The sequence below is a fragment of the Pseudorhodoferax soli genome (assembly GCF_003337555.1).
Taxonomy (GTDB): domain Bacteria; phylum Pseudomonadota; class Gammaproteobacteria; order Burkholderiales; family Burkholderiaceae_C; genus Pseudorhodoferax; species Pseudorhodoferax soli.
In genome coordinates, this window is record NZ_QPJK01000006.1 from 116,300 (window position 1) to 137,767 (window position 21,468).

Below are 21,468 nucleotides of genomic sequence, written 5' to 3' on the forward strand. Positions count from 1 at the left end.
CTATCGCCAGAAGCGGGCTGACCCGCTGACTGAGAGGTCCTCCTGCATGCTTTTGACCTTGGCGCAGCACCTTGTGAGGCCATGGTCAGCCAGCGCCTTATGCGTTTCCTGCAGCGCCTTCTGAAACTTGACTGACGTCTCGCCCCGGAGCTTTGGTAGCACCTTCGCGTAGATGACATGGTCGAGGGCTGCCTCGTTGTTTGGTGCCAATGCGGCGTGGAAAGCGAGGTAGCTCACAACGTCATCGATTGTTCGCCAGCCAAAGTGGAGCCTAACTGGCGCGAGAGCGTCCCCCAATGCGACCAGTACAGCCTGTGTCTTCTCTTTCAGCTCGGGCGCCAGTGCGGTGGAGTTCCATCCGGGGAAGGCTTGAACGCTGATATTCCAGAACTCCAGCGTGAATGCACGGTCGAGCACCTTGTCGGAGAGACCGTGCGTGGTCTCGTCCATGTTGAGTGTGCCGATGATTGCCAGATTCGCCGGGTACTTGACCCGGGGGGGCGTTGGTACGGAGTCGTCCCCAAGCTGATGAAGGTCCAGCCAACCATGTGTTTCCATGGCAGAGAGGACAGGAGCCAGGTACTGCTCAGGGTGTGACAGGTTCATCTCGTCGAGGACGGCGACGTACGGGTTCTCAGGGTCGGCTGCTGCACGCAGCAGCAGTTCTAGGAACGGCGCGCTGCGATACGACGACTCCTGAATTGGATTGACATAGCCCAAAAGTGGGCTGGGGTCGTACCACCCGGGTTGAACGGGGATGACTCTGACGCGGTCGTTCTCCTCGGTCATGGCCATACCGCACAGAGCCGACGCGTAGTTCTGCGCGAGCTGTGTCTTTCCAGACCCAGATATCCCAGTCAACACAGCAAAGTGTCGAACGGGATGGAACCATAGACCCGCATGTAGTTGCTCAATCAATGATTGGTCCAGAACGAGCTTTCCTGCGACCAACTCTGCGAGCCGCTTGGAAAGGTCGGAAAACGAAGGTAGCTGGACCTTCTCAGCAACTTGAGCCTTGATTTCGGCGACAGTCTCCGCCTGCAATGGCAGGCTCTGCGGCACCCAGGTGACCAGTTCGGCCCATCGCTTACCGCGCTCAGTGGTTCGCAGAAGTTTTCTGCCGTTGATGTCCGCAGCTTCAATGAGTCCGAGGCTGATGAGCCAGCTGAGCAGCGCTGTCGGCGCATAGTCTGAGGTCCATCCGGGATGAACGGACTGGAGCAGTGTGACCAGTTGAGGCTTCGGTTGGGGCGCTTGATTCAGGACCGTCAGGACATGGTCGACCCCAAGCACTTTCGTGAGGAGGTGGTCGGCGAGTTCGTCTGGGTCCTGCGTTTCCAGAAGGTTGATACCGCGCGCACTTAGGCGATAGGTGTCTCCCTCCCGTTTGCACAGGTCAAATTCACGGGAGACTACGTTGATGCTCGTGTTTAGGCTGTTGGCTGCGAGTTCTGGATTCGCCTGCCTGATGAGGTCGGCGAACTCGTCCTTCGAGACACCTTCGTTGAGTTCCGGCAGGAGCCCCAGCAGTGTCTGAAAGCCGCCCTTCATGGAAGTCAGTCCCTTGCGCCTCAGCGTGGCCGGGAGCGGTTTGAGCGCCGGCTCGTCATCGGATGGGTTGGCAACAGATTCGGCCCCCTCATCGGCAATGCGCTCGTAGACCATCCAAGGCAAACATACCCGACGCACGAGGTCCATCTGGGTATCGCCAACTGGTCCAAGGATGGCGTCTACTCGCGCTCGAATTGCTTTGTGTGCACGGACCGGGTGGTCGTTTGCTCCGCCGCCCATCTCTTTGTGCAGATAGAGCAATTTGCCTTGGTCTGCGACTGAGGTGAAGTGCTCAGGGAAGAGCGCGCAGAGCACGCGATTGAGCTTCAGGCGTGGCGCTCGGCCGCAAAGGGCCTTTGTTCGGTCACGCAGGCCATTGTAGAACTCGGTCAAATGAGCTTCGATGGCCGCCGGGTCGCCTGGCAGTGGCTTCATCACCTCGCCCGCGAACCAGTCGCGGAAGCCTTCGTCCGCGATGGCGGGTGCGGTCTTAACCGAACCCATGCCAAGGCCTGCGACTGGATTCTCATCCCAGAGCTTCTTCAGGAACTGAACGTCGTGGAGGCGTTCAGGGATTGCTGCTTTGACTTCATCGAGGAAGCTGTGAAGCCTCGCATACCATTCTTGGGCTCCCTTGGACGCGGCGGTACCTGCTAAAGCCGCGTCAAGCTGGCTCTTCAGAGCGACATCGCTCTCGAGTTTTCCTGGCATTCTTCTCCCTCCGGCTTCTGCTCGGCCTACGGCAGAAATCGTTGTTGGACTTACATTGTGACAAGCTAGCCTATGACCGCGGTCGCTCAACCTCACGAGTGGTCTGTTCTGAAGGGCCCTCTCGAAGCTTACGTGTCAGTCGCATTCCGCCGGATGTCGCGACGACGTCACCTCTTTCTGGAGAGATGTCGTTGGCAACGGAGGCAAGTCGAGCGGCTTCGTCGGCAAAGCGGTTGAGGTCCAGCGCGCTGCTGACACGAACGAGGAACCCATCCGTTCGATAGTCGAGTGCCAGCTCGACGAGTTGATTGCGCTCCGGTGAATCGCGAAACCGCAGCGCATGCCCGGCGAGCTCCTTGTCCACTGCCTGCGTGAATGCGGCCTTAGGTCGAAGAGAGAAGCTTCGAAATTTCTCGCTTTCAATGGCATCTCTGGTGGCAACGAACAGGGCAAGACGGTCGCGGGCTTCAGCCTCCAGGGCAAGAAGTCCAGCTGGCAAGCTGGCGCGCACGCCCGGAAACTGGCGGCAATCCCGTTCCACCCAGCTCTCGCCAATGGTGGGCCGCAGCTCTGCAGGCATGTCTGTCAATGCGCGGAACTGGTCAATGGTCTCCAAAGTCTTCATCAGCACAGCGACTTCAGGGATTAGCGCTACCGGCTGAGACTCGGGACGCGAAGGCGCGTCTGCTGGCGGGTCGACGACTGTCACCTGTATTGGCTGGTTGGCATCGAGGCTGGCGTGCACGCAGGCCATCGAGGTAGCGGCGGCTGGAGGATGTGTAGCCCAGCCGATTTGCGGAACGGCGTTGAGCTGAAGTAGACCTTCAGTGACACGTCGCCATCTATCTCGCCTGACGCCACCTTTGCTTTCGAAGACATGCCAACCGCCCGACGCTGTCACGGCAAGGTAGTCTGGCCACTTGGTAGCGGTTGAGTTGTACTGGACGGGGCTTGGTGCCCCTGCAATCGCTTTCGTGAAGATGCCGACGTGGAGGAATTTATCAAGCCGCTCGCCCGCGGCGGACAACCACTCCCGCGCAGCAAGATAGGTCGCTATGCCGCCCGCCGCGAATGACATGGCGGCCTTCTCTGAAGTCTCCATGGTTTTGTAGAAGCCTCGGGGCGTGCGTGCGCCCTGACTGTCGATATAGATGCAGGAGAGAAGCATCTGGAGGCGGGCTAGCAGGTAGGCGGCGAGGTCTTGCGCCTCTGAGGGATTCAGCAGGAGCAAGGCTGTCCAATCGCGTCGTTTTCCATAGCCGCACTCCAGCGCGGCGCGAAGGACATCAATGTCTTGAATCGGCACGTTCTTTGGCAATCCACCCGGTGCGCCGAAGGGCGGGTGCGCCGTCACCTTGAAGTTCTTCTTGACGAACGTGGCGGGAGCCTTGACTGCCTTCGCTCCTGGGCCGATAGGTAACGCCGGTTTAGTTCCGGCGACTCTCGGGACATAGAACTCGAACCGATTTCCGTTGGTCTTGCTTGTCGGCTTGCGTGCTGGCACTTCTCACTTCCATGATGCTTGGGGCGGATTGTGCCGCTCGCGCGCTCGCTCATGCCTCAGATATCACATGCTTCACCGCTGCCAGGAAAGCTTGGGCCGGTGCTATACAGGTGTATGAGGTAAGTTGTTGTGGCGTTTGATTTTTCCTTCACCCAACGACATATTTGTCTGGGCTGGAAATCGACTTGGCGCAAAGCCAAGGACTATTTGTTCGATTGCCAAACGCCAAGGACTAATTGTCTAAACCAAGGACTAATTTGTCCCTAACCAACGAAGACTTCGGCGGCGGTCAGGCGGTCCATGATTTCATCGAATGAAGCAACAAAGCATTGCATGCTAGATGGTTTTTTAATCGAATGGAGCAACTTACGATGGCGGACATGGCGCTGCATCCCGCAGCGCTGCGCAGCACGAAAGAGGTTCTCCATGTCCAACATCGCCATCCTCGGCATCACCGGCAACGCCGGCTCCCGCATCGCGGCAGAACTGCTGGCGCGCGGCCACCGCGTGACCGGCATCGCGCGCGATCCGTCCAAGGCCCCGGCACGTGCAGGCCTCACGCTGGTGGCGGCCGACGCCACGCAGGCCGCCACGCTGGCGCCGCTGCTCGAAGGCCACGACGTGGTGGTCAGCGCCACGCGCTTCGTCGGCGGCATCGATGCCGCCACGCTGGTGGCGGCAGCCAGGCAGGCCGGCGTGCCGCGCATTGCCGTGGTCGGCGGCGCCGGCAGCCTGGAGGTGGCGCCCGGTGTGGCGCTGATCGACACGCCGCAGTTCCCCGAGGCTTACAAGGCCGAGGCCGGCGCGGGCCGCGTGTTCCTGCAGGCGCTGCGCGGCGAGCAGGGGGTCGACTGGACCTTTTTATCGCCGTCGGCGCTGTTCGCACCGGGCGAGCGCACCGGCAAATTCCGCCTGGGCGGCGACCAGCTGCTGGTGGATGCACAGGGCAACAGCCACATCTCGATGGAAGACTTCGCGATCGCGCTGGCCGACGAGATCGAGCGCCCGCAGCACGCGCGCCAGCGCTTCACGGTCGGCTACTGATCCGCCCGGCGCTCACTCGATCGCCACCTTCGCATCCTTCACGAGCCTGGCGTACTTGGCGGTGTCGTCCTTGATGCGTGCGGCCATCTGCTCGGCCGTGTCGCCCACGGGCTCGGCGCCGATCTCTTCCATGCGCTTCCTGAACTCGGGCGAGTGGATGATCTTCGCCATCTCGGTGTTGAGCCTGGCCACGGTGTCCCGGGGCGTGGCCGCGGGCGCGAGGATGCCGAACCAGGTGCCCTGGTCGAAGCCCGGCAGGCCGGACTCGGCCAGCGTGGGCACCTCGGGCAGCGTGCTGGAGCGCTTGGCCGTGGTCACGGCCAGCGCGCGCAGCTTGCCGCCCTTGATGTGCTGCACCAGCGGCGTCAGCGTGTCGAACGACAGGTCGATCTGCCCACCCAGCAGGTCGGTGGTCAGCGGTGCGCTGCCCTTGTAGGGCACGTGCACGAGCTCCACGCCGGCCAGGCCCGAGAACTGCGTGCCGATGAGGTGCTGCACCGTGCCGTTGCCGTTCGAGCCGTACGCCACCTTGCCCGGCGCCGCCTTGGCCAGCGCGATGAGGCCCTTCACGTCCGTGGCGGCCGACTTGGCGTTGACCACCAGCACATTGGGCACCAGGGCCACGGTGGTGATGGGCGCGAAGCTCTTCTCGAAGTCGTAGGGCAGCTTTTTGTAGACGCTGGTGGCGATCGTGTGGTGCACCGCGCCCATCAGCAGCGTATAGCCGTCGGCCTTGGACTTGGCGACGAAGTCCGCGCCGATGGTGGCGCCGGCACCGGGCCGGCTCTCGACGATGACGGGCTGGCCCAGCGCCTGCGACAGCGGCGTGGTCAGCGAGCGGGCCAGTGCATCGGAACTGCCTCCGGGCGGGAAGGGCACGATCAACGTGATCGGCTTGGTCGGAAAGGCCTGGGCGGCGGCAAGCTTGCAGGCCAGGGCCAGTGCCAGCATGGCGAAGGTGTTGCGGCGGTTCATGCGTGTCTCCAGGAATCAGCGGGCAAAGACCATCCCCGCAGCGCTTGGCGGCTGCTTCGTGGGCGAGGGAAGGACGCGGGCGTGAGCCCGCGGGAGTCAGGCTGTCAGGCGGCCTTGCGCTTGGCGCTGCCGGCCACCAGGGCGCAGACGGCCTGCGTGACCTGGGCCGTGGTGGCCCGGCCACCGAGGTCGCGCGTGTGCAGCCCGGGGTCGGCCGTGACCTGCTCGATGGCGGCCATCACGCGCTGGGCGGCGGCGTGCTCGCCCAGGTGCTCCAGCAGCATCACGACCGACCAGAAGGTTCCGACCGGGTTGGCCAGGCCTTGGCCCATGATGTCGAAGGCCGAACCGTGGATGGGCTCGAACATCGAGGGGTAGCGGCGCTCTGGATCGATGTTGCCGGTGGGCGCGATGCCCAGGCTGCCCGCCAGCGCGGCGGCCAGGTCGGACAGGATGTCGGCATGCAGGTTGGTGGCGACGATGGTGTCCAGCGTGGCGGGCTTGTTGACCATGCGGGCCGTCATGGCGTCCACGAGTTCCTTGTCCCACTTCACGTCGGGGAAGCCGGCCGCCACCTCGGCGGCGATCTCGTCCCACATCACCATGGCGTGGCGCTGGGCGTTGCTCTTGGTCACCACGGTCAGCTGCTTGCGCGGCCGGCTCTGGGCCAGCTGGAAGGCGTAGCGCAGGATGCGCTCCACGCCCACGCGGGTCATGATGGACACATCGGTCGCGGCCTCGATCGGGTGGCCCTGGTGCACGCGGCCGCCCACGCCGGAGTACTCGCCCTCGGAGTTCTCGCGCACGATGACCCAGTTCAGGTCGTCGGGCCCGCAGCGCTTGAGCGGCGCGTCGATGCCGCGCAGGATGCGCGTGGGCCGCACGTTGGCGTACTGGTCGAAGCCCTGGCAGATCTTCAGGCGCAGTCCCCACAGCGTGATGTGGTCGGGGATGTGCGGGTCGCCGGCGGAGCCGAACAGGATGGCGTCCTTGCCCTTGAGCGCCTCCAGGCCATTGGCCGGCATCATCTCGCCGTGGGCGCGGAACCAGTCGCCGCCCCAGCCGAAATCCTCGAAATCGAAGGCGATGCCGCTGCTGCTGGCGGCCACCGCCTCGAGCACTTCGCGGCCGGCCGGCACGACTTCCTTGCCGATGCCGTCGCCGGGGATGGTGGCGATCCTGTAGGTCTTCATGGTCCGTTTCCTTGGAGAGCAGTGTTGGGATGGATGGACTGTAAGAACCACGGCAGGTGCTGGATCGGCGCTAAAGTGAATCCATTCTTAACCTGGATTCAACACATGGGCCACGGCATCCAGCCCGCCGACCTGGGCTTCTTCTCCACATTGGCCGGTGCGGCCAGCCTCAGCGCGGCGGCGCGCGAACTGGGCGTGACGCTGCCGGCCGTCAGCAAGCGCCTGGCGCAGATGGAGGCACGGCTGGGCGTGCTGCTGGTGAACCGCTCCACACGCCGCATGGGCCTCACGCCCGAGGGGGAGATCTACCTGGAGCATGCGCGCCGCATCCTGGCGGACATCGACGGCCTGGGCGAACTGCTGGGCGTCTCCAAGGCCACGCCGCAGGGGCTGCTGCGCGTGAACGCCACGCTGGGCTTCGGCCGCAGCCATGTGGCGCCGCTGGTCTCGCGCTTCGTGCGCAGGAACCCGCAGGTGCAGGTCCAGCTGCAGCTGTCGGTCAGCCCGCCGGCGCTGACCGACGATGTGTTCGACGTCTGCGTGCGCTTCGGTGCGCCGCCGGACAGCCGCGTCATCGCGCGCAACCTCGGCGCCAACCGCCGGCTGCTGTGCGCCGCACCGGCCTACCTGGCGCGGCACGGCGTGCCCAAGGTGCCGCACGACCTCGCGGCGCACAACTGCATCGGCATCCGCCAGGGCGAGGAGGCCTATGGCGTGTGGCGGCTGACGCCGGCCAAGGGCAAGGGCCGCAGTGCCCGGCCCGAATCTGTGAAGACGCGCGGCAGCCTGGCGACCAACGACGGCGAGATCGCGGTGAGCTGGGCGCTGGACGGCCACGGCATCGTGATGCGTGCCGAGTGGGACGTGCAGCGCCACCTGCGCAGCGGCCGGCTGGTGCAGGTGCTGCCGCAGTACGACACGCCCGACGCCGACATCTACGCCGTCTACCCGCAGCGCCACCAGACCTCGGCCCGCGTGCGGGGCTTCGTCGACTTCCTTGCGCAGGCCTTCACGCAGCAGGGCGCGGCCGTGCCGGCCTGAATCTCACAGCCAGGCCAGCCAGAGATTGATCGTCAGGAAGGAGAGCGTCATCGCGGCCAGCAGCGCGGCCGCGCAGAGCCCTTCGAGCTGGTATTTCTGCGCCAGCACGGCGTAGACGCTCATCATGGGCACGCAGGCATAGACCAGCGCCGCCTTGGCCAGCTCGCCGTCGCCGGGCGGCAGCAGGGTGACGGCCAACAGCACCATGAGCGGATGCAGCACCAGCTTGCCCAGCGTGATGGCTGCGACATCGGCCAGCATGCCGCCGGGCTTCAGGCCGACGAGCGTGCCGCCGATCGCGAACAGCGCCAGCGGGCTCGCGCTGCCCGCGACGATGTTGATGGTCTGGTGCAGCACGGCCGGCACCGGCAGGTCCAGTGCCGAGACCGTGATGCCCACCGCGATGGCCACGACCAGCGGGTTGCGCACCATGGCATGGGCCAGGCCCGCGAGGCGACGCAGCACGCTGCCCGAGCCGCCGCCGCTGTCGGCCACCGACAGCGCGAGCGGGATCATGAGCAGGTTCTCCACCAGCATCACGAGCGCCAGCGCGACGCCGGCCGTGGGCCCCAGCAGCTGCGAGGCGATCGGGTAGCCCACGAAGGCGCTGTTGGAGCCCGACATGCCCATGCCCATGATCGCGGCCTTGGTCACGCCCTCGCGCCGCACCCTGCGCGCCCAGACGAAACCCAGCGCGAGCGCGGCAAGCGAGCCGGCCGCGTAGGCCACCAGGAAGCGCGGGCTCAGCACCTCGCCCAGCGGCCGGCTGGCCAGCGCGCGCAGCAGCAGCGCCGGCAGCGCGACCAGGGTGGCAAAGCGGCCCAGCACGCGCACCTGCGTGGCATCGAACACGCGCAGGCGAACGCACAGGAAGCCGGCCAGGATCAGCAGGTAGATCGGCCCCGTGGCCGCGAGCACATTGCCGACAGCGTTCATCTGGAGGGGAAAGGAGCGGCGCGCATCATCGGAAGCAGGCGGGATTCTGACCGGAGACGGCCATCACGCAAGTCGCGTGCCGTGCCGGTGCAGCGGGCCTCAACGCCGTGCCGCGTGCGCGAGGACCTGCAGCACCGCGCGATCGGATCGCGCGTCGAGTCCCAGCTGCAACAGCACGAACGAGGCCAGCAGGCCGAAGCCGCCCGTGAGCGCAACGATCAACGCCATCTGCAGCCGCGGGAAGCTGTCGCGGGAAAGGCGCTCCGTCATCAGCCGGATGACACGGGCGCGCGGATTCATCGGCGCCAGGCCTGCAGCAACGGCGCATGCAGGACGACGAAGGCCACCACGTTGAGCGCCACCGTGCCCCAGAACGCCGCACGGAACGCCGCCTTGCTGGTCTTGTGGCGCAGCAGTTGCTGCGCGACGATGGCGCCCGGCCAGCCGCCGGCCAGGCCCAGCAGGAGCAGCGTGCTTTCGGCGATGCGCCAGCGGCCCGCGGTGGCGGCCGACTTGTCGATGGCATAGGCCAGGAAGCAGGCGGCGCTGGCCACCAGGTACAGCCCCGCGACCCAGGCCGGAACGCGCCACAGCAGGGCCACGGCGGCGTAGACGAGGACGAATGCGGGAATGGCCAAGGCGCTCGCCGCGCTCCATGGCGCCGGGCTGTCCTGGCGCCGCGGTGCACGGGGAGCAGGCGCACGCGCCGCCTGCACCAGCGCGACCTTGCTGGCGCGCTTCTTTCCCTCGCGGCCGATCTCGACCTCGAAACTCACGCGCTGCCGCGGCTGTGGCCGGCCGTTGCGTGCCGGGAAAGACTTGATGTGGGCAAAGATTTCCGGCCCGCCCTGGTCGGCCTGGATGAAGCCGAAGCCGCGTTCGTCGTTCCAGGCGCTGACGGTGCCGGTGAAGCGCGGCGCAGCCATCAACGAACGGGCCGGCCGGTCATGAAAGCCGCGTTCCGTCCCGGGGGGAATCTGCGGGTGAACCGCTTCAAGACGGGCGCGCCTGCAGCATCGCCGCCATCTTCTGGTGCACGAGGTTGATGGCCTTGAGCGGGCGGATGAACACCTTGAATTCGGTGATGCGGCCTTCGGCGTTCCACCGCAAGCTGTCGATGCCGTTGACGGCGATGCCGTCGATGTCCACCACGAATTCCAGCACCGCCGAGGCCGGGCCCGTGGTTTCCTGGACGTAGCGGAAACTGTCGTTGAAGAAGACCTGGAAGGCCGCCGACAGGTACTGGGTCGTCACCGCCTTGCCGACCTGCGGGGTGTGGACCACAGGCGAGTGGAACACCACCTCGTCGGCCAGCAGATCGGCAAGGCCGCGGCTGTTGCGCGACGCGACCAGGTGGTGCCAGGTGGAGAGCGTGTCGATGGCCATGGGATCGCTTTCTGACGAAATCCTTCTCGGCCAAACTGTACTTGAAGGCGCCGAACGCCTACCGCAGCGCCGCGTGGATCAGGCCCTGCACCGCCAGCACCGGCCCCAGCTGGTCCGGGCGGTTGTAGTTGCCCATGAACAGCACATACACCAGCTGCTGCGACGGCACCACCACCAGCCGCTGCCCGCCCCAGCCGATGCCCAGCGAGCCGAAGGGCGTGCCGTCGGCGCGCTGCGCCAGGTACCAGTGGTAGCCATAGCGCACGCCCTCGAAGGCGGCTGTGCGCGGGGTCAGCGAGGCCGTGATCCACTCGGCCGGCACCACGCTGCGGCCCTGCCATCGGCCCTCGTCCAGCACCAGCTGGCCCACACGCGCGAGGTCGGGCGCGCGCATGCGCAGGCCCGAGGCCGCGGCGGCCTCGCCGTTGAGGCCGGGCGTCCATTCCACGTCCTCGATGCCCAGCGGCGCGAACAGCCTGGCGCGTGCGTAGTCCAGCAGCGGCATGCCGGTGCCGCGCGCGATCAGGTGGCCCAGCAGGGCGGTGGCGCCGCCGCTGTAGCGCCAGGCCGCACCCGGCACGCCGACGATGGGCTGCGACAGCACGTAGTGGTAGCGGTCGCTGCTGCGCTCCATCGCGATCTCGCTGTTGGCCGGGTCGGTGTAGGGCAGGTCCTCGTTCCAGGCCAGGCCCATGGTCATGGACAGCACGTGGGCGATGGTGATGGCGCGCCGGGCCGGCTCGGCGGCCAGGTCGGCGTAGCTGGGGAAGGCGTCCAGCACCGGCTGGTCGGGCGCGGGCACCTTGCCTTCGGCCAGCGCGATGCCGTAGAGCAGGCCCACGATGCTCTTGCTGACCGAGCGCAGGTCGTGCCGTGTGCGGTCGTCGAAGGCCACGCGGCCCAGCGGTGTGCCCCAGCGCTCGTCGGGGCCGGTGTAGTAGCGTTCCAGCACGATGGCGCCGCGCCGCACGACGACCGCCGCATGCAGGTCGGGGAACTTGCCGCCGCGCACCCCCTCGTCGAACTGGGTGCCGAGACCGGCGGCAAAGCTGGCGGCAGCCGCATCGGCGCGCGGCCAGGCGAAGTGGTCCACGGCCGGGGCGGCGATGGTGGGGGCGCAGGCCAGGGCGGCGGCCGCCTGCAGCAGCCTGCGGCGGTCGCATGCAGCGGGCTGCGCGGGCGGGTGCGCGGAGTGCATGGCGTGTTCTCGGGAGATGGGTTTCCGCGGCACTGTAGCGCCACCGCGCGGCGGCGCCTGTGTGCGGGCGTTACAGGCCGGGCAGGGCCGGCACAGCATCGCCTTCGGGGCATGCCGGCGAAATCCCGCATGCGCTGCCGGCCATTGCGGGCCCGGCGCATGATGCCGCGTCGCACCAACCGGAACCCACCATGGAAAGCCTGCAGGCCTTGTTCTCCAGCCCCGCCGCCTGGGCCGCACTTGCGGCACTGGTCGTGATGGAGGTCGTGCTGGGCATCGACAACCTGATCTTCATCTCCATCCTGTCGAACAAGCTGCCCGAGGACCAGCGCGCGCGGGCGCGGCGCCTGGGCATCGGCCTGGCGCTCATCATGCGGCTCGGCCTGCTCTCCATGATCGCCTGGCTCGTCGGCCTGACGGCGCCGGTGTTCGACCTGGGCTGGCAGGGCGATGTGGGTCCGGGCGGCCTGCCGAGCTTCGAGACCGAGTTCTCGTGGAAGGACATGATCCTGATCGCCGGCGGCCTGTTCCTGATCTGGAAGGCCACCAAGGAAATCCACCATGCCGTGGACCCTGTGCCCACGGGCAGCGTGTTCGAGAAGGGCGCCGGCACGGCGGCGCTGTCGTTCTCCTCGGTGATCGTGCAGATCATCCTGCTCGACCTGGTGTTCTCGATCGACTCCATCCTGACCGCCGTGGGCATGACCGACAACCTCGCGGTCATGGTCATCGCGGTGCTGGTGGCCGTGACGGTGATGCTGCTGGCCGCCGAGCCGCTGGCCAACTTCATCAACAAGAACCCCACCGTGGTGATGCTGGCGCTGGGCTTTCTGCTGATGATCGGCGCGGTGCTGATCGCCGAGGGCTTCGGCGTGCACGTGCCCAAGGGCTACATCTATGCGGCCATGGCCTTCTCCACGGTGGTGGAGATGCTCAACATGCTGTCGCGCCGCGCCAGGCAGCGCGGCACGGGCCAGGCTTCCTAGTCCGGCTGGATGTTGGCGGCCTTGACGACCTTGGCCCACTTGGCCAGGTCCGACTTGATGACCGCCGCATAGTCCTGCGGCGTGCCGCCCTGGATCTCGATGCCAGCGCCTTCGAGCTTGGCGCGCACGTCGGGCAGCTTCAAGGCCGCGTTGATCTCGGCGTTGAGCTTGTCGACGATGGCCTTGGGCGTGCCGGCCGGCGCGAGGAAGCCGCCGTTGGTGTTGGCGTCGTAGCCCTTGAGGCCTTGCTCGTCGGCCGTGGGGACGTCGGGCAGCGCCGCCGTGCGCTTGAGCGTGGACACCGCGACGGCGCGCACGTTGCCGGCCTTCACCTGCGACTGGATGGCGCTGATGGTGTCGATGTACAGCGCGGTGCGCCCGCCCAGCAGATCGGGGTGCGCGGCCGAGGAGCCCTTGTAGGGCACCAGCAGCATCTCGGCGCCCGACGCCATGCGGAACATCTCGGCCGCCATCTCCTGCGCGCTGCCGCGGCCCGAGGTGGCCACCTTGGCCTGGTCGGGGTGGGCCTTCATCCAGGCGATGAATTCGGGCAGGGTCTTGGCCGGGATCTGCGGGTAGATCGCGAACACCAGCGGCACGACGTGGGTGTAGACGATGGGCTCGAAGCTCTTCTCGGGGTCCCAGCCCAGGTTCTTGAACAGGAACTTGTTGATGTTGTGGCTGCCGCCCACGATGCCGATGGTGTAGCCGTCGGGCGGCGACTTGGCCAGCACGTCGGTGCCCAGGTTGTTGGAGGCGCCGGGCCGGTTGTCCACGATCACGGGCTGGCCCATGGAGACGGCGAGCTTGTCGCCGACGACGCGGGCCAGGGTGTCGATGGCGCCGCCCGGCGGGGCCGGCACGATGATCTTGATGGCGCGCGTGGGGTAGGCCTGGGCCGAGGCCAGGGCGGGCAGCAGGGCCAGCACGGCCGTGGCGGCCAGGGTCTTGATCAGGGTCTTGCGTTGCATGCGTGTCTCCTCAAAGTGGGGTTTCGGAAAATCGTCTTCAGCCGCGGCCGACGAAGGGCATGGCGCTGGCCATCACGGTCATGTTCAGCACGTTGGCCGACAGCGGCAGCGCCGCGATGTGGCGCACGGCATCGGCCACGTGCTTCGCATCCATCATGGGTTCAGGCGCCGTGGTGCCGTTGGCCTGCAGCACGCCGCGCGTCATGCGCTCGGACAGCTCGGTCAGCGCGTTGCCGATGTCGATCTGGCTGGCCACGATGTTGAAGGCGCGGCCGTCCAGCGCCAGCGACTTGGTGATGCCGCTCACGGCGTGCTTGCTGGCGGTGTAGGGTGCGGTGAACGGGCGCGGCACATGGGCCGAGATCGAGCCGTTGTTGATGATGCGGCCGCCCTGCGGCACCTGCTTGCGCATGAGGCCGAACGCGGCGCGTGCGCACAGGAACACGCCGGTCACGTTGGTGTTGAGCACGGCGAACCACTTCTCCAGGGGCAGCTCGTCCATGGGCACGGCGGGGGCGTTCACGCCGGCGTTGTTGAACACCACGTCGAGCCGGCCGTAGGTCTTCTCGATGGTGTCGAACAGCGCCTGCACGCTGGCCGGATCGGTCACGTCGGTGGGCACGGCCAGCGCGGCGTGGCCGCTGGACGCGGCCTGGTCGACGAGCGCGTTGAGGGGCTCGGCACGGCGGCCGGCCAGCACGACGGTGAAGCCGTCTTCGAGCAGGCCCAGTGCGGCGGCGCGGCCGATGCCGCTGCCTGCGCCCGTGACGAGGGCGATGCGGGGAGTGGTGGTGGTGTTCATGTCGGTTCCGAAGTGACGGTCATGGAGAAGTCGCCGATGCCGGTGATGCCGCCCGTGACGCGGTCGCCCGGTCGCAGTGGGCCGACGCCGGCAGGCGTGCCGGTGAAGATGAGGTCGCCCGGCAGCAGCGCGACCGAGCGCGACAGCATGGCCACGAGTTCGGGCACGGGCCACAGCAGGTCGGCCAGGTCGGCGCGCTGGCGTTGCGCGCCGTTGACCGCGAGCCAGATGGCGCCGCGGTGCGGGTGGCCGATGGATGTGGCCGGCACGAGCGGCGTACACGGCGCGGAGTGGTCGAAGGCCTTGGCCGGCTCCCAGGGGCCGCCCGCGCGCTTGGCCTGCTGCTGCAGGTCGCGCCGCGTGAGGTCCAGGCCGGCTGCGTAGCCCCAGATGTGTTGGGCCTCCACCTGGGCCGGATCGATGTCGCGCCCGCCTTGGCCGATGGCCACGACGAGTTCGATCTCGTGGCAGAAGTCCTGTGTCTGGGGCGGGTAGGGGAGCGTGCCTTGCGCCGGCACGACTGCATTGGCGGGCTTCATGAACCAGGCGGGCATGTCTGCCGGCTTGGGTTCACCCGCGCTCCAGGCGTAGTTGCGGCCGATGCAGACCACGCGGCCGACGGGGAACACGGCTGCGGTTCCCGCGACTGCCAGGGTGGTGGGCTCCGGTGGTTGGATGGCGAAGTGGGTCATGTCAGCGGCCTTGCGATCGGGTTGGATGGGGTGCCTGGGCCGACGCCACCGGGTGGCCTCTTCCGCTCATGTCACCCGCCTTCGGCTCCTTCTTTACTTCGCTGCAGAGGCCACCCGATGTCCTCGGCCCTGGAGACGTCGCGTGGTGCTGGCTTGTGCTGCGCGACGCCGATAGACCGCGTCGATGGTGTGCTCCGCGCAGCGAAATCAAGGAGGAGCCCCGGGCCGCCCGCGGCCCGGGGCGGGGGACATTCGCGGAGCGGAGTACACCGTCGGCGCGGTCGGGCCGCAAGCCTGCGCAAGCATGCATGTCGGCGCTCACTCGATCGTGATCTTGCGGGCGCGGATGATCTGCGCATAGCGCGCACGATCGTCTGCGATCAGCTTGCCGAACTCGGCCGGCGAGGTGGCGCGCGGCACGCCGCCCAGGGCCACGAAGCGCGCCTTCACGGCCTCGTCGGCCAGCACGGCGCGCACGTCGGCGGCGATCTTGTCCTGCACGTCCTGCGGCGTGCCGGCCGGCGCCAGCAGGCCGATCCACGAGATCGCGTTGAAGCCGGGGATGGTGCCTTCGGCCAGCGTGGGCACATCCGGGAACGCAGAGACGCGCTTGTCGCCGGTAACGGCCAGCGCACGCAGCTTGCCGGCCTTGATGTGGCCGGAGGCTTCCAGCACGGTCATGAACGACAGCTGCACATGGCCGGCCAGCAGGTCGGCGATGGCCGGGCCGCCGCCGCGGTAGGGCACGTGCAGGATGAAGGCGCCCGTCTGGTCCTTGAACATCTCGGCCGCCAGGTGCGGCGCGCCGCCCGCGCCCGAGCTGCTGTAGCTCAGCTGGCCCGGCTTGGCCTTGGCCAGGGCGACGAACTCGGCCGCCGTCTTCGCGGGCACGGCCGGGTTGACCATCATGGCCAGCGGCAGTTCGGCCACGAGCGAGACCGGGGCGAACGCCTTGTCGGCGTCGTAGGGCATCTTGGGGTAGAGCAGCGGGTTGATGGCCTGCGTGCCGATGTTGCCCAGCAGCAGCGTGTAGCCGTCGGGCCGGGCCTTGGCCACGAAGTCGGCTCCGATCTGGCCGGCCGCGCCGCCCTTGTTCTCCACGATCACGGGCTGGCCCCAGCGGCGGCCCAGCTGCTCGGCGATCACGCGCCCACCGGTGTCGGTGCCGCCACCGGGTGGGAAGGGCACGACCAGCGTGACCGGCTTGTTGGGAAAGCCCTGCGCGAACACGGGGGCAGCAAAGGCCAGAGCCAGCGCGATGAGAAGGTGGCGTTTGATCATGGGTTGTCTCCGCAAGGGTGTGGTCTCAGGTCGTGAGGCTCAGCGTGGGCCGCTGGCCGGCCAGGGCCTGGTCGACGCTGTCCAGCACCATCTGCGCCATGGCCGTGCGTGTCTCCCAGGTGGCGCTGGCGCGGTGGGCTTGCAGCGTCACCTGCTCGTGTTCGCGCAGTGCTTGCGGCACGCGCGGCTCGTCGACGAACACGTCCAGGCCCGCGCCGGCGATGCGGCCGGCCACCAGGGCCTCGGTCAGATCGGCTTCGTTGACGAGGCGGCCGCGCGCCACGTTGACGAGGAAGCCGCGCGGGCCCAGCGCGTCGAGCACGGCGGCGTTGACGATGCCCTCGGCCTTGTCTGCCGCGGCGCACAGCACCAGCGCGTCGGACTCGCGTGCCAGGTCGACCAGATCGGCGACGAAGCGGTGCGGCACGTCGTCCATGGCGCGCAGGTCGGTGTAGCTGATCGGGCAGCCGAAGGCGGCGGCGCGCTGGGCCACGGCACGGCCCACGCGGCCCATGCCGACGATGCCGACGCGCATGCCCGAGAAGCGGCGCGCCAGCGGGATCGCGCTGGGCGAGGGGTTCTTCTCCCACAGGCCGGCGCGCACGAAGCGGTCGCCCGCGCAGATGTTGCGGCAGGCCGCGATGAGCAGGCCGATGGCCAGGTCGGCCACGTCTTCGGTCAGTGCGCCGAGCGTGGCGGTGACGGGCAGGCCGCGCCCGCGGCAGTAGGCCAGGTCGACCGCGTCGGTGCCGACACCGTTGACGGCCACCACCTTGAGGTTGGGCAACTGCTCCAGCATGGCGCGCGAGATGCCGGTGTGGCCGCCCGTGGTGACGGCCTGGATCGACGCGCCGTGCTCGCGCAGCCAGCCCTCGGGATCCTTGAGCTCGAAGTGCTTGTGCACCTCGTAGCGCGCAGCCAGCTGCTCGTTGATGGCCGGGATCAGGATCGGGTTCAGTTGCAGGACACGCGGTTTCATGGCAATCAGGCTCGGTTGGCAGAAGGTGGCGCATGGTAGGTTTATGTTGATGTCAATGTAAATATTGATGTATAAAATCAACATATAGACATTTGCGACGACCGACCATGGCCTCCTGGATTTCGATGGACGAGGCGTGCCGCCAGCTCGGTGTGCGCGCGCAGACCGTGTACGCCTACGTCAGCCGCGGCAAGCTGGAGGTCATGCCCGACCCGGCCGACACGCGGCGCAGCCTGTACCGCGCCGAGCATGTGGCGGCACTGGCCAAGCGCAAGCAGGCCGGCCGCAAGCACGAGACGCTGGCGGCCAACACGCTGTTCGGTGCCGAGCCCAGCATTCCGACGGCGCTGACGGCCTTCTTCAAGGGCCGGCCGCACTACCGCGGGCGCGATGCGGTGGAGTTGGCCGAATCGGCCACGCTGGAAGAGGCCGCCCAGTGGATGTGGGAGGCCGAGCAGCCGGCGGACTTCGCCTCGCTGGGCGCCACCGCGCCCGTGTCGGCGCCGGGCCGCGCCGCTGCGTTCACCGCGCTGGCGCAGCTGGCGGCCTCCGGCCACTCCACGCGCGGCCGTCTCACCCGCGTGTTGCACCAGGAGGGCCAGGGCCTCGTGGGTTTGGTGGCCGATGCTTTCGGCGCCAAGCCCGGGAGCGGGCCGCTGCACCAGCGCCTGGCGCGCGGGTGGAAGCAGCCGCCCGCGGTGGCCGAGTTGCTGCGCACGGCCATGGTGCTGCTGCTCGACCACGAACTCACCAGCTCGGCCTTCGCCGCGCGCATCGCCTCGTCCAACGGCGCATCGCTGCCGGCCTGCCTGCTGGCCGGGCTGGCCACGCTCTCAGGCCCGCTGCACGGCGATGCCTCGGGCCGTGTGCGCGCGCTCTTCGCCGAGGTCGAGCGGCTTGGCGAAGAGCAGGTGGTGGCGCACTACCTGTCGACCGGGCAGCCATTCGCCGGCTTCGGCCACTTCCTGTACCCGGACGGCGATCCGCGCGGCGCGGCGCTGCTGGCGCGCTTCGCGCCGCCGCCCGTGATCGCGCGCTTCATCGAACGCGTGACCGCGCTCACCGGCCTGCAGCCCAACGTGGATGTGGCGCTGGCCGCCCTGGTGGCGCACCACGGCCTGCCGCCCGATGCGGCCTTCGGCATCATGGCCACGGCGCGCAGCGTGGGCCTGTTGGCGCACAGCCTGGAGCAGTTGGGCGTCACCCAGGTGATCCGGCCGCGCGGGCGCTATGTGGGCGCTGTGCCGGCCTGAGGCAGTGGCCGGCGTCCTCCCGCCGGTCCGGATGACCGTGCGCTTGCGGCACGCCCCTGCGTGTCAGTCCGCGATATTGCATTCCCGGCGCAGCAGCGCCAGCGCGTCCGCGGTGGCGTGCACCCGGTCGCTGCGCAGCACCGGCTCGGCTTCGGCGACGAAGGCGTTCCACAGCTTCAGGTAGTCGTTGCGCAGTGCGACCGGCGCATGCTGCCCGATGAACTGGCGCGGTGCGTCGGCGTCCAGGCCCGACTTCTGCACCTTCTTCACGAGGCCCAGCGCGGTCTTCTCGCTCAGCAGCGTGGCGTGCTTGCCGCCGGTCGCGATGCGCAGGAACAGGGTCAGCAGCGAACTGTCGTCGCTGTGGCCTTCGGTGGCCTTGTCCCACAGCGCGCTGTTGCTGCGCTCGAAATGCTCGAGGTCGGCCAGCGCATCCTCCGACCAGAAATAGCGGCCCAGGAAGGCCGGGGTCTGGTCGAACAGCTTGCGCACGCCGACGGCGGCATCGAGGATCCGGGGCAGGTCCTGCACGACGGAGGCCTGCACGGACTGCAGCACCTCGACATAGGCGGCGGGCAGGTCCCTGGGCAAATCGATCGGCACCTGGGCCGGCTCCGCGTACTTCTTGCGCAGGCCCAGCACCATCTTCTCGAAGGCGCGCCAGTCCGGCATGGCGCTGCGCCGGCAGGCGCGCACCAGCAGGGCGGTGCGCAGCACGGCTTCGGCGTCCTTGCCGGCGTCTTCCAGGTCGTCGGCGTCCAGGCCCAGCTGCGCGGCCATCCAGATGGCGGCCTCCACCAGCTTCGTGGCGTGGCTGCGCGCGGCGCGCTCGGCCTGGTACTCGGTCAGGCTGCGCAGGGTCCACTTGGCGAGCAAGGGGATGTGCTTGTCCTCGAAGGCGCCGTGTTCCTGCATGCCGAAGTGGCTGCTCTGCGGCATCACGATCAGCGCCTTGAGCATGTCCGATCCGCCCTTGGAGCGCGACAGCAGGCTGTGGTCGCGCAGCGATTCGGCGGCCAGGTCGAGGTCGCCACCGCTGCTGTGCTCCAGGTACAGGCTCACCAGGTTGACCAGCCGCGTGCGGGCCAGTTCGAGGTCGGGCCGCAGGTACTCGGTGCCGAAGTAGCGCGCGATCTGCACCATGCCCTTGGGGGCCTCCTGGCACATCGCGGCCAGCTTGTCGGGCACGAGGATGCCGTGGCGCACGCCGTGCTGCAGGGCCTTCTCGAAGAAGGGCCGCTCGTCGAACAGCGCGACGGCCTGGGCAGCCTGGTCGGGGTGGTCCATCAGATCGCGGATTCTTCGTCGTCTTCGCGCGCGGCGGGGGTGCTGCGGCCACGGTCGGTGTCGCTGGTCTCCACGCGCACGTCTTCCTCGCCGGCCTCTTCCTCGTCCTCCGTGCCCAGGTGGTGGGCGCGGGCCTGGGCGCGCAGGACCAGCAGGGTCTCGGTGAACAGGTCGGGGGTCTCGTAGCGCATGCGCCAGGCCAGCTCCATCCAGTCCTGGTCGGCCACCTCTTCCAGGTCGATCCGGGGGCTGGCGTAGGCCGAGCCCAGCAGCGCCTGCTCGGACAGCATCTCGCCGTCTTCCTCGACGGTGTCGAAGGTTCCGGTGCGCGCGAAGGCCTCGATGCGGGCCCACTTCTCCGCGAAGTAGTTGGCCATGGCCTCGCTGCCGCCTTCCAGGTCGCCGACGGCGGTGAGGAACGCCACGGGGTCGGCGTCCTCGCGGAAGATGATGGAGTTCACCATGCCGCGCAGGTGCGTGTGGGTGAGGTCCTTGTAGCGCTTCTCGATGACGATGGCCCGGGCGAACTGCTCGGGCGTGACCAGCAGGTTCACGACCGATTCGCGCGAGGGGTCGTACTCGCGCATGACCGCCAGGATGTCCTTGGGGGCCAGCTGGTCCAGCACCACCATCAGCGCGCGGTCGCCCTCGGCGTCGGCCAGTTCGGTAAGGGCCGACTCGGCGCCGGCGATGTCGCCTGCGGCGATCAGGCTCTGGGTCTTCTCGATCAGGGCGAGGTGGTTGCTCATGTTCAGTCCTTGCGGTCGAAGCCTTGCTCGGCCATCCAGTCGGCGCGGGCCTCTTCGCGGGTCTGGGCGTCGGCGTCGTCCAGGTCGTCGGCCGAGAGCGGCTGGCGCGCGTCTGCGTCCTGGTCGCCGTCGCGGTCGTCTTCGCGGTCGGCGTCGTCCGCGTCGTCGCCGTGGTCTGCACCGTCGGCGGCATGCCGGGTGCTGCCCACCATGTACTCCAGCGCGGCAGCCACGCTGAGGAAGTTGTCACCGGCCGGGTGCTGGCGCAGCGTCTGCACCGTGGCCTGCGCCCAGGGGGCGATCTCGATGCCTTCGCGCAGGCTGTCCCAGGCGGTCAGGTTGCCGGCCTCGCAGGCCAGCAGGCGCTCCATGGCCGGCCCGGAGCGGAACTGGAAGGCCTTGTGCAGCACCACGGCCACCATCTCGGGGCTGAGCTCCAGCATGGCGACCAGGAAGCTGAGTTCGCCGCGCCGTTCGGCCAGCCGCCGGTCGAGCACGTGCTGGCCCTCGGAGTCGTGGCGCATGTCGTCGAGTTCGGCCAGGTAGGCCGAGCGCAGGTTGCGGAAGAAGGGTGAAACGTGCATCGGGGGGGCTAGGTCAGCGTGCGGAAATAGTCTGCCCAGATCTCGCGCGCCGTTTCCAGCGGGTCGTCGAGCAGGTTGCGCTTACGGTTGGTGTCGTAAGCCTCGCGTTTGGCCTCGTCGCCCAGGATGTCGTAAGCCTCCTGGATGGCGCGGAAACGGGTGGCGGCATCGGCTGCGGTGCTGCGGTCCGGGTGGTGGAGGGCTGCCTGTTGGCGGTAGGCCTTCTTGATGTCCGCCAGGCTCGCGCCACTGCTGACACCCAGGGCGAGATAGTGGTCTTGCATGCGGTGTCTTGCTGCCGTCCGCAGGTTGGGGCGGGCGGCAAAAGGCGGCGATTGTAGGTGG

General features: G+C 68.0%; 23 protein-coding genes. 4 read left to right on the forward strand and 19 right to left on the reverse strand.

All coding sequences use genetic code 11. The features are described from left to right. The 3 genes from DES41_RS21125 to DES41_RS38480 form a co-directional block, all read right to left on the reverse strand. Entirely contained in the window at positions 1–2,262 is a 2,262-nt protein-coding gene (locus DES41_RS21125) for an McrB family protein (protein ID WP_147282913.1), read from the reverse strand. Positions 2,263–2,332: 70 nt separating this feature from the next. Further along, on the reverse strand, positions 2,333–3,766 hold the full coding sequence (locus DES41_RS37885; protein WP_147282914.1) for a hypothetical protein: 1,434 nt from the start codon (positions 3,764–3,766) through the stop codon (positions 2,333–2,335). 263 nt (positions 3,767–4,029) lie between these two features. Continuing rightward, positions 4,030–4,194 carry a hypothetical protein gene (locus DES41_RS38480; RefSeq protein WP_170168247.1) on the reverse strand — a complete coding sequence of 55 codons (165 nt, stop codon included), beginning with the start codon at positions 4,192–4,194 and terminating at the stop codon, positions 4,030–4,032. Here DES41_RS38480 and DES41_RS21135 point away from each other — a divergent pair. After that, positions 4,193–4,810 carry an NAD(P)-dependent oxidoreductase gene (locus DES41_RS21135; RefSeq protein ID WP_114469649.1) on the forward strand — a complete coding sequence of 206 codons (618 nt, stop codon included), beginning with the start codon at positions 4,193–4,195 and terminating at the stop codon, positions 4,808–4,810. The two genes, DES41_RS38480 and DES41_RS21135, sit on opposite strands and share 2 nt — an antisense overlap. 12 nt (positions 4,811–4,822) lie before the next feature. On the opposite strand, the gene DES41_RS21140 is transcribed toward DES41_RS21135, so the two are convergent. Together DES41_RS21140 and DES41_RS21145 are read right to left on the reverse strand one after the other, a co-directional pair. Then, positions 4,823–5,785, reverse strand: a complete 963-nt coding sequence (locus DES41_RS21140; RefSeq protein WP_114469650.1) for a tripartite tricarboxylate transporter substrate binding protein — start codon at positions 5,783–5,785, stop codon at positions 4,823–4,825. A gap of 104 nt (positions 5,786–5,889) precedes the next feature. Continuing rightward, positions 5,890–6,978: a tartrate dehydrogenase gene (locus DES41_RS21145; protein ID WP_114469651.1), complete on the reverse strand. Its 1,089-nt coding sequence runs from the start codon at positions 6,976–6,978 to the stop codon at positions 5,890–5,892. Between the two features lie 105 nt (positions 6,979–7,083). On the opposite strand from DES41_RS21145, the gene DES41_RS21150 reads away from it, so the two are divergent. Then, the gene (locus DES41_RS21150) at positions 7,084–8,019 is read left to right on the forward strand and encodes a LysR substrate-binding domain-containing protein (RefSeq protein ID WP_114469652.1); all 936 of its coding nucleotides are present in this window, start codon (positions 7,084–7,086) and stop codon (positions 8,017–8,019) included. Between the two features lie 3 nt (positions 8,020–8,022). On the opposite strand, the gene DES41_RS21155 is transcribed toward DES41_RS21150, so the two are convergent. From DES41_RS21155 to DES41_RS21170, 5 genes are all read right to left on the reverse strand, one after another. Beyond that, complete coding sequence (locus DES41_RS21155) at positions 8,023–8,955, reverse strand: AEC family transporter (protein ID WP_114469653.1); 933 nt, start codon at positions 8,953–8,955, stop codon at positions 8,023–8,025. Positions 8,956–9,054: 99 nt separating this feature from the next. Next, positions 9,055–9,255, reverse strand: coding sequence for a hypothetical protein (locus DES41_RS37890; protein WP_147282915.1), 201 nt, complete (start codon positions 9,253–9,255; stop codon positions 9,055–9,057). Next, complete coding sequence (locus DES41_RS21160; RefSeq protein WP_114469654.1) at positions 9,252–9,881, reverse strand: DUF1294 domain-containing protein; 630 nt, start codon at positions 9,879–9,881, stop codon at positions 9,252–9,254. The genes DES41_RS37890 and DES41_RS21160 overlap by 4 nt, the downstream gene beginning before the upstream one ends. Positions 9,882–9,948: 67 nt before the next feature. Then, the gene (locus tag DES41_RS21165) at positions 9,949–10,341 is read right to left on the reverse strand and encodes a nuclear transport factor 2 family protein (RefSeq protein WP_114469655.1); all 393 of its coding nucleotides are present in this window, start codon (positions 10,339–10,341) and stop codon (positions 9,949–9,951) included. Between the two features lie 58 nt (positions 10,342–10,399). Then, positions 10,400–11,539 carry a serine hydrolase domain-containing protein gene (locus DES41_RS21170; protein WP_211333033.1) on the reverse strand — a complete coding sequence of 380 codons (1,140 nt, stop codon included), beginning with the start codon at positions 11,537–11,539 and terminating at the stop codon, positions 10,400–10,402. Between the two features lie 191 nt (positions 11,540–11,730). Between DES41_RS21170 and DES41_RS21175 the strand changes: the two genes are divergently transcribed. After that, the gene (locus DES41_RS21175; protein ID WP_114469656.1) at positions 11,731–12,525 is read left to right on the forward strand and encodes a TerC family protein; all 795 of its coding nucleotides are present in this window, start codon (positions 11,731–11,733) and stop codon (positions 12,523–12,525) included. On the opposite strand, the gene DES41_RS21180 is transcribed toward DES41_RS21175, so the two are convergent. The 5 genes from DES41_RS21180 to DES41_RS21200 all read right to left on the reverse strand — a co-directional run bounded on the left by DES41_RS21180 (position 12,522) and on the right by DES41_RS21200 (position 17,250). After that, positions 12,522–13,496, reverse strand: a complete 975-nt coding sequence (locus tag DES41_RS21180; protein ID WP_114469657.1) for a Bug family tripartite tricarboxylate transporter substrate binding protein — start codon at positions 13,494–13,496, stop codon at positions 12,522–12,524. The two genes, DES41_RS21175 and DES41_RS21180, sit on opposite strands and share 4 nt — an antisense overlap. Before the next feature lie 37 nt (positions 13,497–13,533). Further along, positions 13,534–14,298, reverse strand: a complete 765-nt coding sequence (locus tag DES41_RS21185) for an SDR family oxidoreductase (protein ID WP_114469658.1) — start codon at positions 14,296–14,298, stop codon at positions 13,534–13,536. Further along, positions 14,295–14,990 carry a fumarylacetoacetate hydrolase family protein gene (locus tag DES41_RS21190; protein WP_114469659.1) on the reverse strand — a complete coding sequence of 232 codons (696 nt, stop codon included), beginning with the start codon at positions 14,988–14,990 and terminating at the stop codon, positions 14,295–14,297. Before DES41_RS21190 ends, DES41_RS21185 begins: the two co-directional genes overlap by 4 nt. Before the next feature lie 318 nt (positions 14,991–15,308). Next, positions 15,309–16,271, reverse strand: coding sequence for a Bug family tripartite tricarboxylate transporter substrate binding protein (locus DES41_RS21195; protein WP_114469660.1), 963 nt, complete (start codon positions 16,269–16,271; stop codon positions 15,309–15,311). Between the two features lie 25 nt (positions 16,272–16,296). Further along, positions 16,297–17,250, reverse strand: a complete 954-nt coding sequence (locus DES41_RS21200; protein ID WP_114469661.1) for a 2-hydroxyacid dehydrogenase — start codon at positions 17,248–17,250, stop codon at positions 16,297–16,299. Between the two features lie 107 nt (positions 17,251–17,357). Here DES41_RS21200 and DES41_RS21205 point away from each other — a divergent pair, with 107 nt between their 5' ends. Beyond that, positions 17,358–18,503 (forward strand): citrate/2-methylcitrate synthase, encoded by a 1,146-nt coding sequence (locus DES41_RS21205; RefSeq protein WP_114469662.1) that lies wholly within the window; start codon positions 17,358–17,360, stop codon positions 18,501–18,503. A gap of 63 nt (positions 18,504–18,566) precedes the next feature. Here DES41_RS21205 and DES41_RS21210 read toward each other — a convergent pair whose 3' ends face one another. From DES41_RS21210 to DES41_RS21225, 4 genes are read right to left on the reverse strand one after another with little or no spacing between them, the layout of a single operon-like run. Then, entirely contained in the window at positions 18,567–19,790 is a 1,224-nt protein-coding gene (locus tag DES41_RS21210) for a hypothetical protein (protein ID WP_114469663.1), read from the reverse strand. Further along, positions 19,790–20,539, reverse strand: a complete 750-nt coding sequence (locus tag DES41_RS21215) for a hypothetical protein (RefSeq protein WP_114469664.1) — start codon at positions 20,537–20,539, stop codon at positions 19,790–19,792. The genes DES41_RS21210 and DES41_RS21215 overlap by 1 nt, the downstream gene beginning before the upstream one ends. A 2-nt stretch (positions 20,540–20,541) precedes the next feature. Then, the gene (locus DES41_RS21220) at positions 20,542–21,123 is read right to left on the reverse strand and encodes a hypothetical protein (protein WP_114469665.1); all 582 of its coding nucleotides are present in this window, start codon (positions 21,121–21,123) and stop codon (positions 20,542–20,544) included. Positions 21,124–21,131: 8 nt separating this feature from the next. Beyond that, positions 21,132–21,407: a DnaJ domain-containing protein gene (locus DES41_RS21225; protein WP_114469666.1), complete on the reverse strand. Its 276-nt coding sequence runs from the start codon at positions 21,405–21,407 to the stop codon at positions 21,132–21,134. Positions 21,408–21,468 lie beyond the last annotated feature (61 nt).

What these genes read in the sequence shown, in the direction of transcription:
- DES41_RS21200 (WP_114469661.1), bottom strand. Translation starts at nt 17,250, where the DNA reads ATGAAACCGCGTGTCCTGCAACTGAACCCGATCCTGATCCCGGCCATC.
- DES41_RS21215 (WP_114469664.1), bottom strand. Translation starts at nt 20,539, where the DNA reads ATGAGCAACCACCTCGCCCTGATCGAGAAGACCCAGAGCCTGATCGCC.
- DES41_RS21205 (WP_114469662.1), top strand. Translation starts at nt 17,358, where the DNA reads ATGGCCTCCTGGATTTCGATGGACGAGGCGTGCCGCCAGCTCGGTGTG.
- DES41_RS21175 (WP_114469656.1), top strand. Translation starts at nt 11,731, where the DNA reads ATGGAAAGCCTGCAGGCCTTGTTCTCCAGCCCCGCCGCCTGGGCCGCA.
- DES41_RS38480 (WP_170168247.1), bottom strand. Translation starts at nt 4,194, where the DNA reads ATGGAGAACCTCTTTCGTGCTGCGCAGCGCTGCGGGATGCAGCGCCAT.
- DES41_RS21165 (WP_114469655.1), bottom strand. Translation starts at nt 10,341, where the DNA reads ATGGCCATCGACACGCTCTCCACCTGGCACCACCTGGTCGCGTCGCGC.
- DES41_RS21220 (WP_114469665.1), bottom strand. Translation starts at nt 21,123, where the DNA reads ATGCACGTTTCACCCTTCTTCCGCAACCTGCGCTCGGCCTACCTGGCC.
- DES41_RS21150 (WP_114469652.1), top strand. Translation starts at nt 7,084, where the DNA reads ATGGGCCACGGCATCCAGCCCGCCGACCTGGGCTTCTTCTCCACATTG.
- DES41_RS21225 (WP_114469666.1), bottom strand. Translation starts at nt 21,407, where the DNA reads ATGCAAGACCACTATCTCGCCCTGGGTGTCAGCAGTGGCGCGAGCCTG.
- DES41_RS21135 (WP_114469649.1), top strand. Translation starts at nt 4,193, where the DNA reads ATGTCCAACATCGCCATCCTCGGCATCACCGGCAACGCCGGCTCCCGC.
- DES41_RS21190 (WP_114469659.1), bottom strand. Translation starts at nt 14,990, where the DNA reads ATGACCCACTTCGCCATCCAACCACCGGAGCCCACCACCCTGGCAGTC.
- DES41_RS21155 (WP_114469653.1), bottom strand. Translation starts at nt 8,955, where the DNA reads ATGAACGCTGTCGGCAATGTGCTCGCGGCCACGGGGCCGATCTACCTG.
- DES41_RS21180 (WP_114469657.1), bottom strand. Translation starts at nt 13,496, where the DNA reads ATGCAACGCAAGACCCTGATCAAGACCCTGGCCGCCACGGCCGTGCTG.
- DES41_RS21195 (WP_114469660.1), bottom strand. Translation starts at nt 16,271, where the DNA reads ATGATCAAACGCCACCTTCTCATCGCGCTGGCTCTGGCCTTTGCTGCC.
- DES41_RS21185 (WP_114469658.1), bottom strand. Translation starts at nt 14,298, where the DNA reads ATGAACACCACCACCACTCCCCGCATCGCCCTCGTCACGGGCGCAGGC.
- DES41_RS21210 (WP_114469663.1), bottom strand. Translation starts at nt 19,790, where the DNA reads ATGGACCACCCCGACCAGGCTGCCCAGGCCGTCGCGCTGTTCGACGAG.
- DES41_RS21170 (WP_211333033.1), bottom strand. Translation starts at nt 11,539, where the DNA reads ATGCACTCCGCGCACCCGCCCGCGCAGCCCGCTGCATGCGACCGCCGC.
- DES41_RS21160 (WP_114469654.1), bottom strand. Translation starts at nt 9,881, where the DNA reads ATGGCTGCGCCGCGCTTCACCGGCACCGTCAGCGCCTGGAACGACGAA.
- DES41_RS21140 (WP_114469650.1), bottom strand. Translation starts at nt 5,785, where the DNA reads ATGAACCGCCGCAACACCTTCGCCATGCTGGCACTGGCCCTGGCCTGC.
- DES41_RS21145 (WP_114469651.1), bottom strand. Translation starts at nt 6,978, where the DNA reads ATGAAGACCTACAGGATCGCCACCATCCCCGGCGACGGCATCGGCAAG.
- DES41_RS37890 (WP_147282915.1), bottom strand. Translation starts at nt 9,255, where the DNA reads ATGAATCCGCGCGCCCGTGTCATCCGGCTGATGACGGAGCGCCTTTCC.
- DES41_RS21125 (WP_147282913.1), bottom strand. Translation starts at nt 2,262, where the DNA reads ATGCCAGGAAAACTCGAGAGCGATGTCGCTCTGAAGAGCCAGCTTGAC.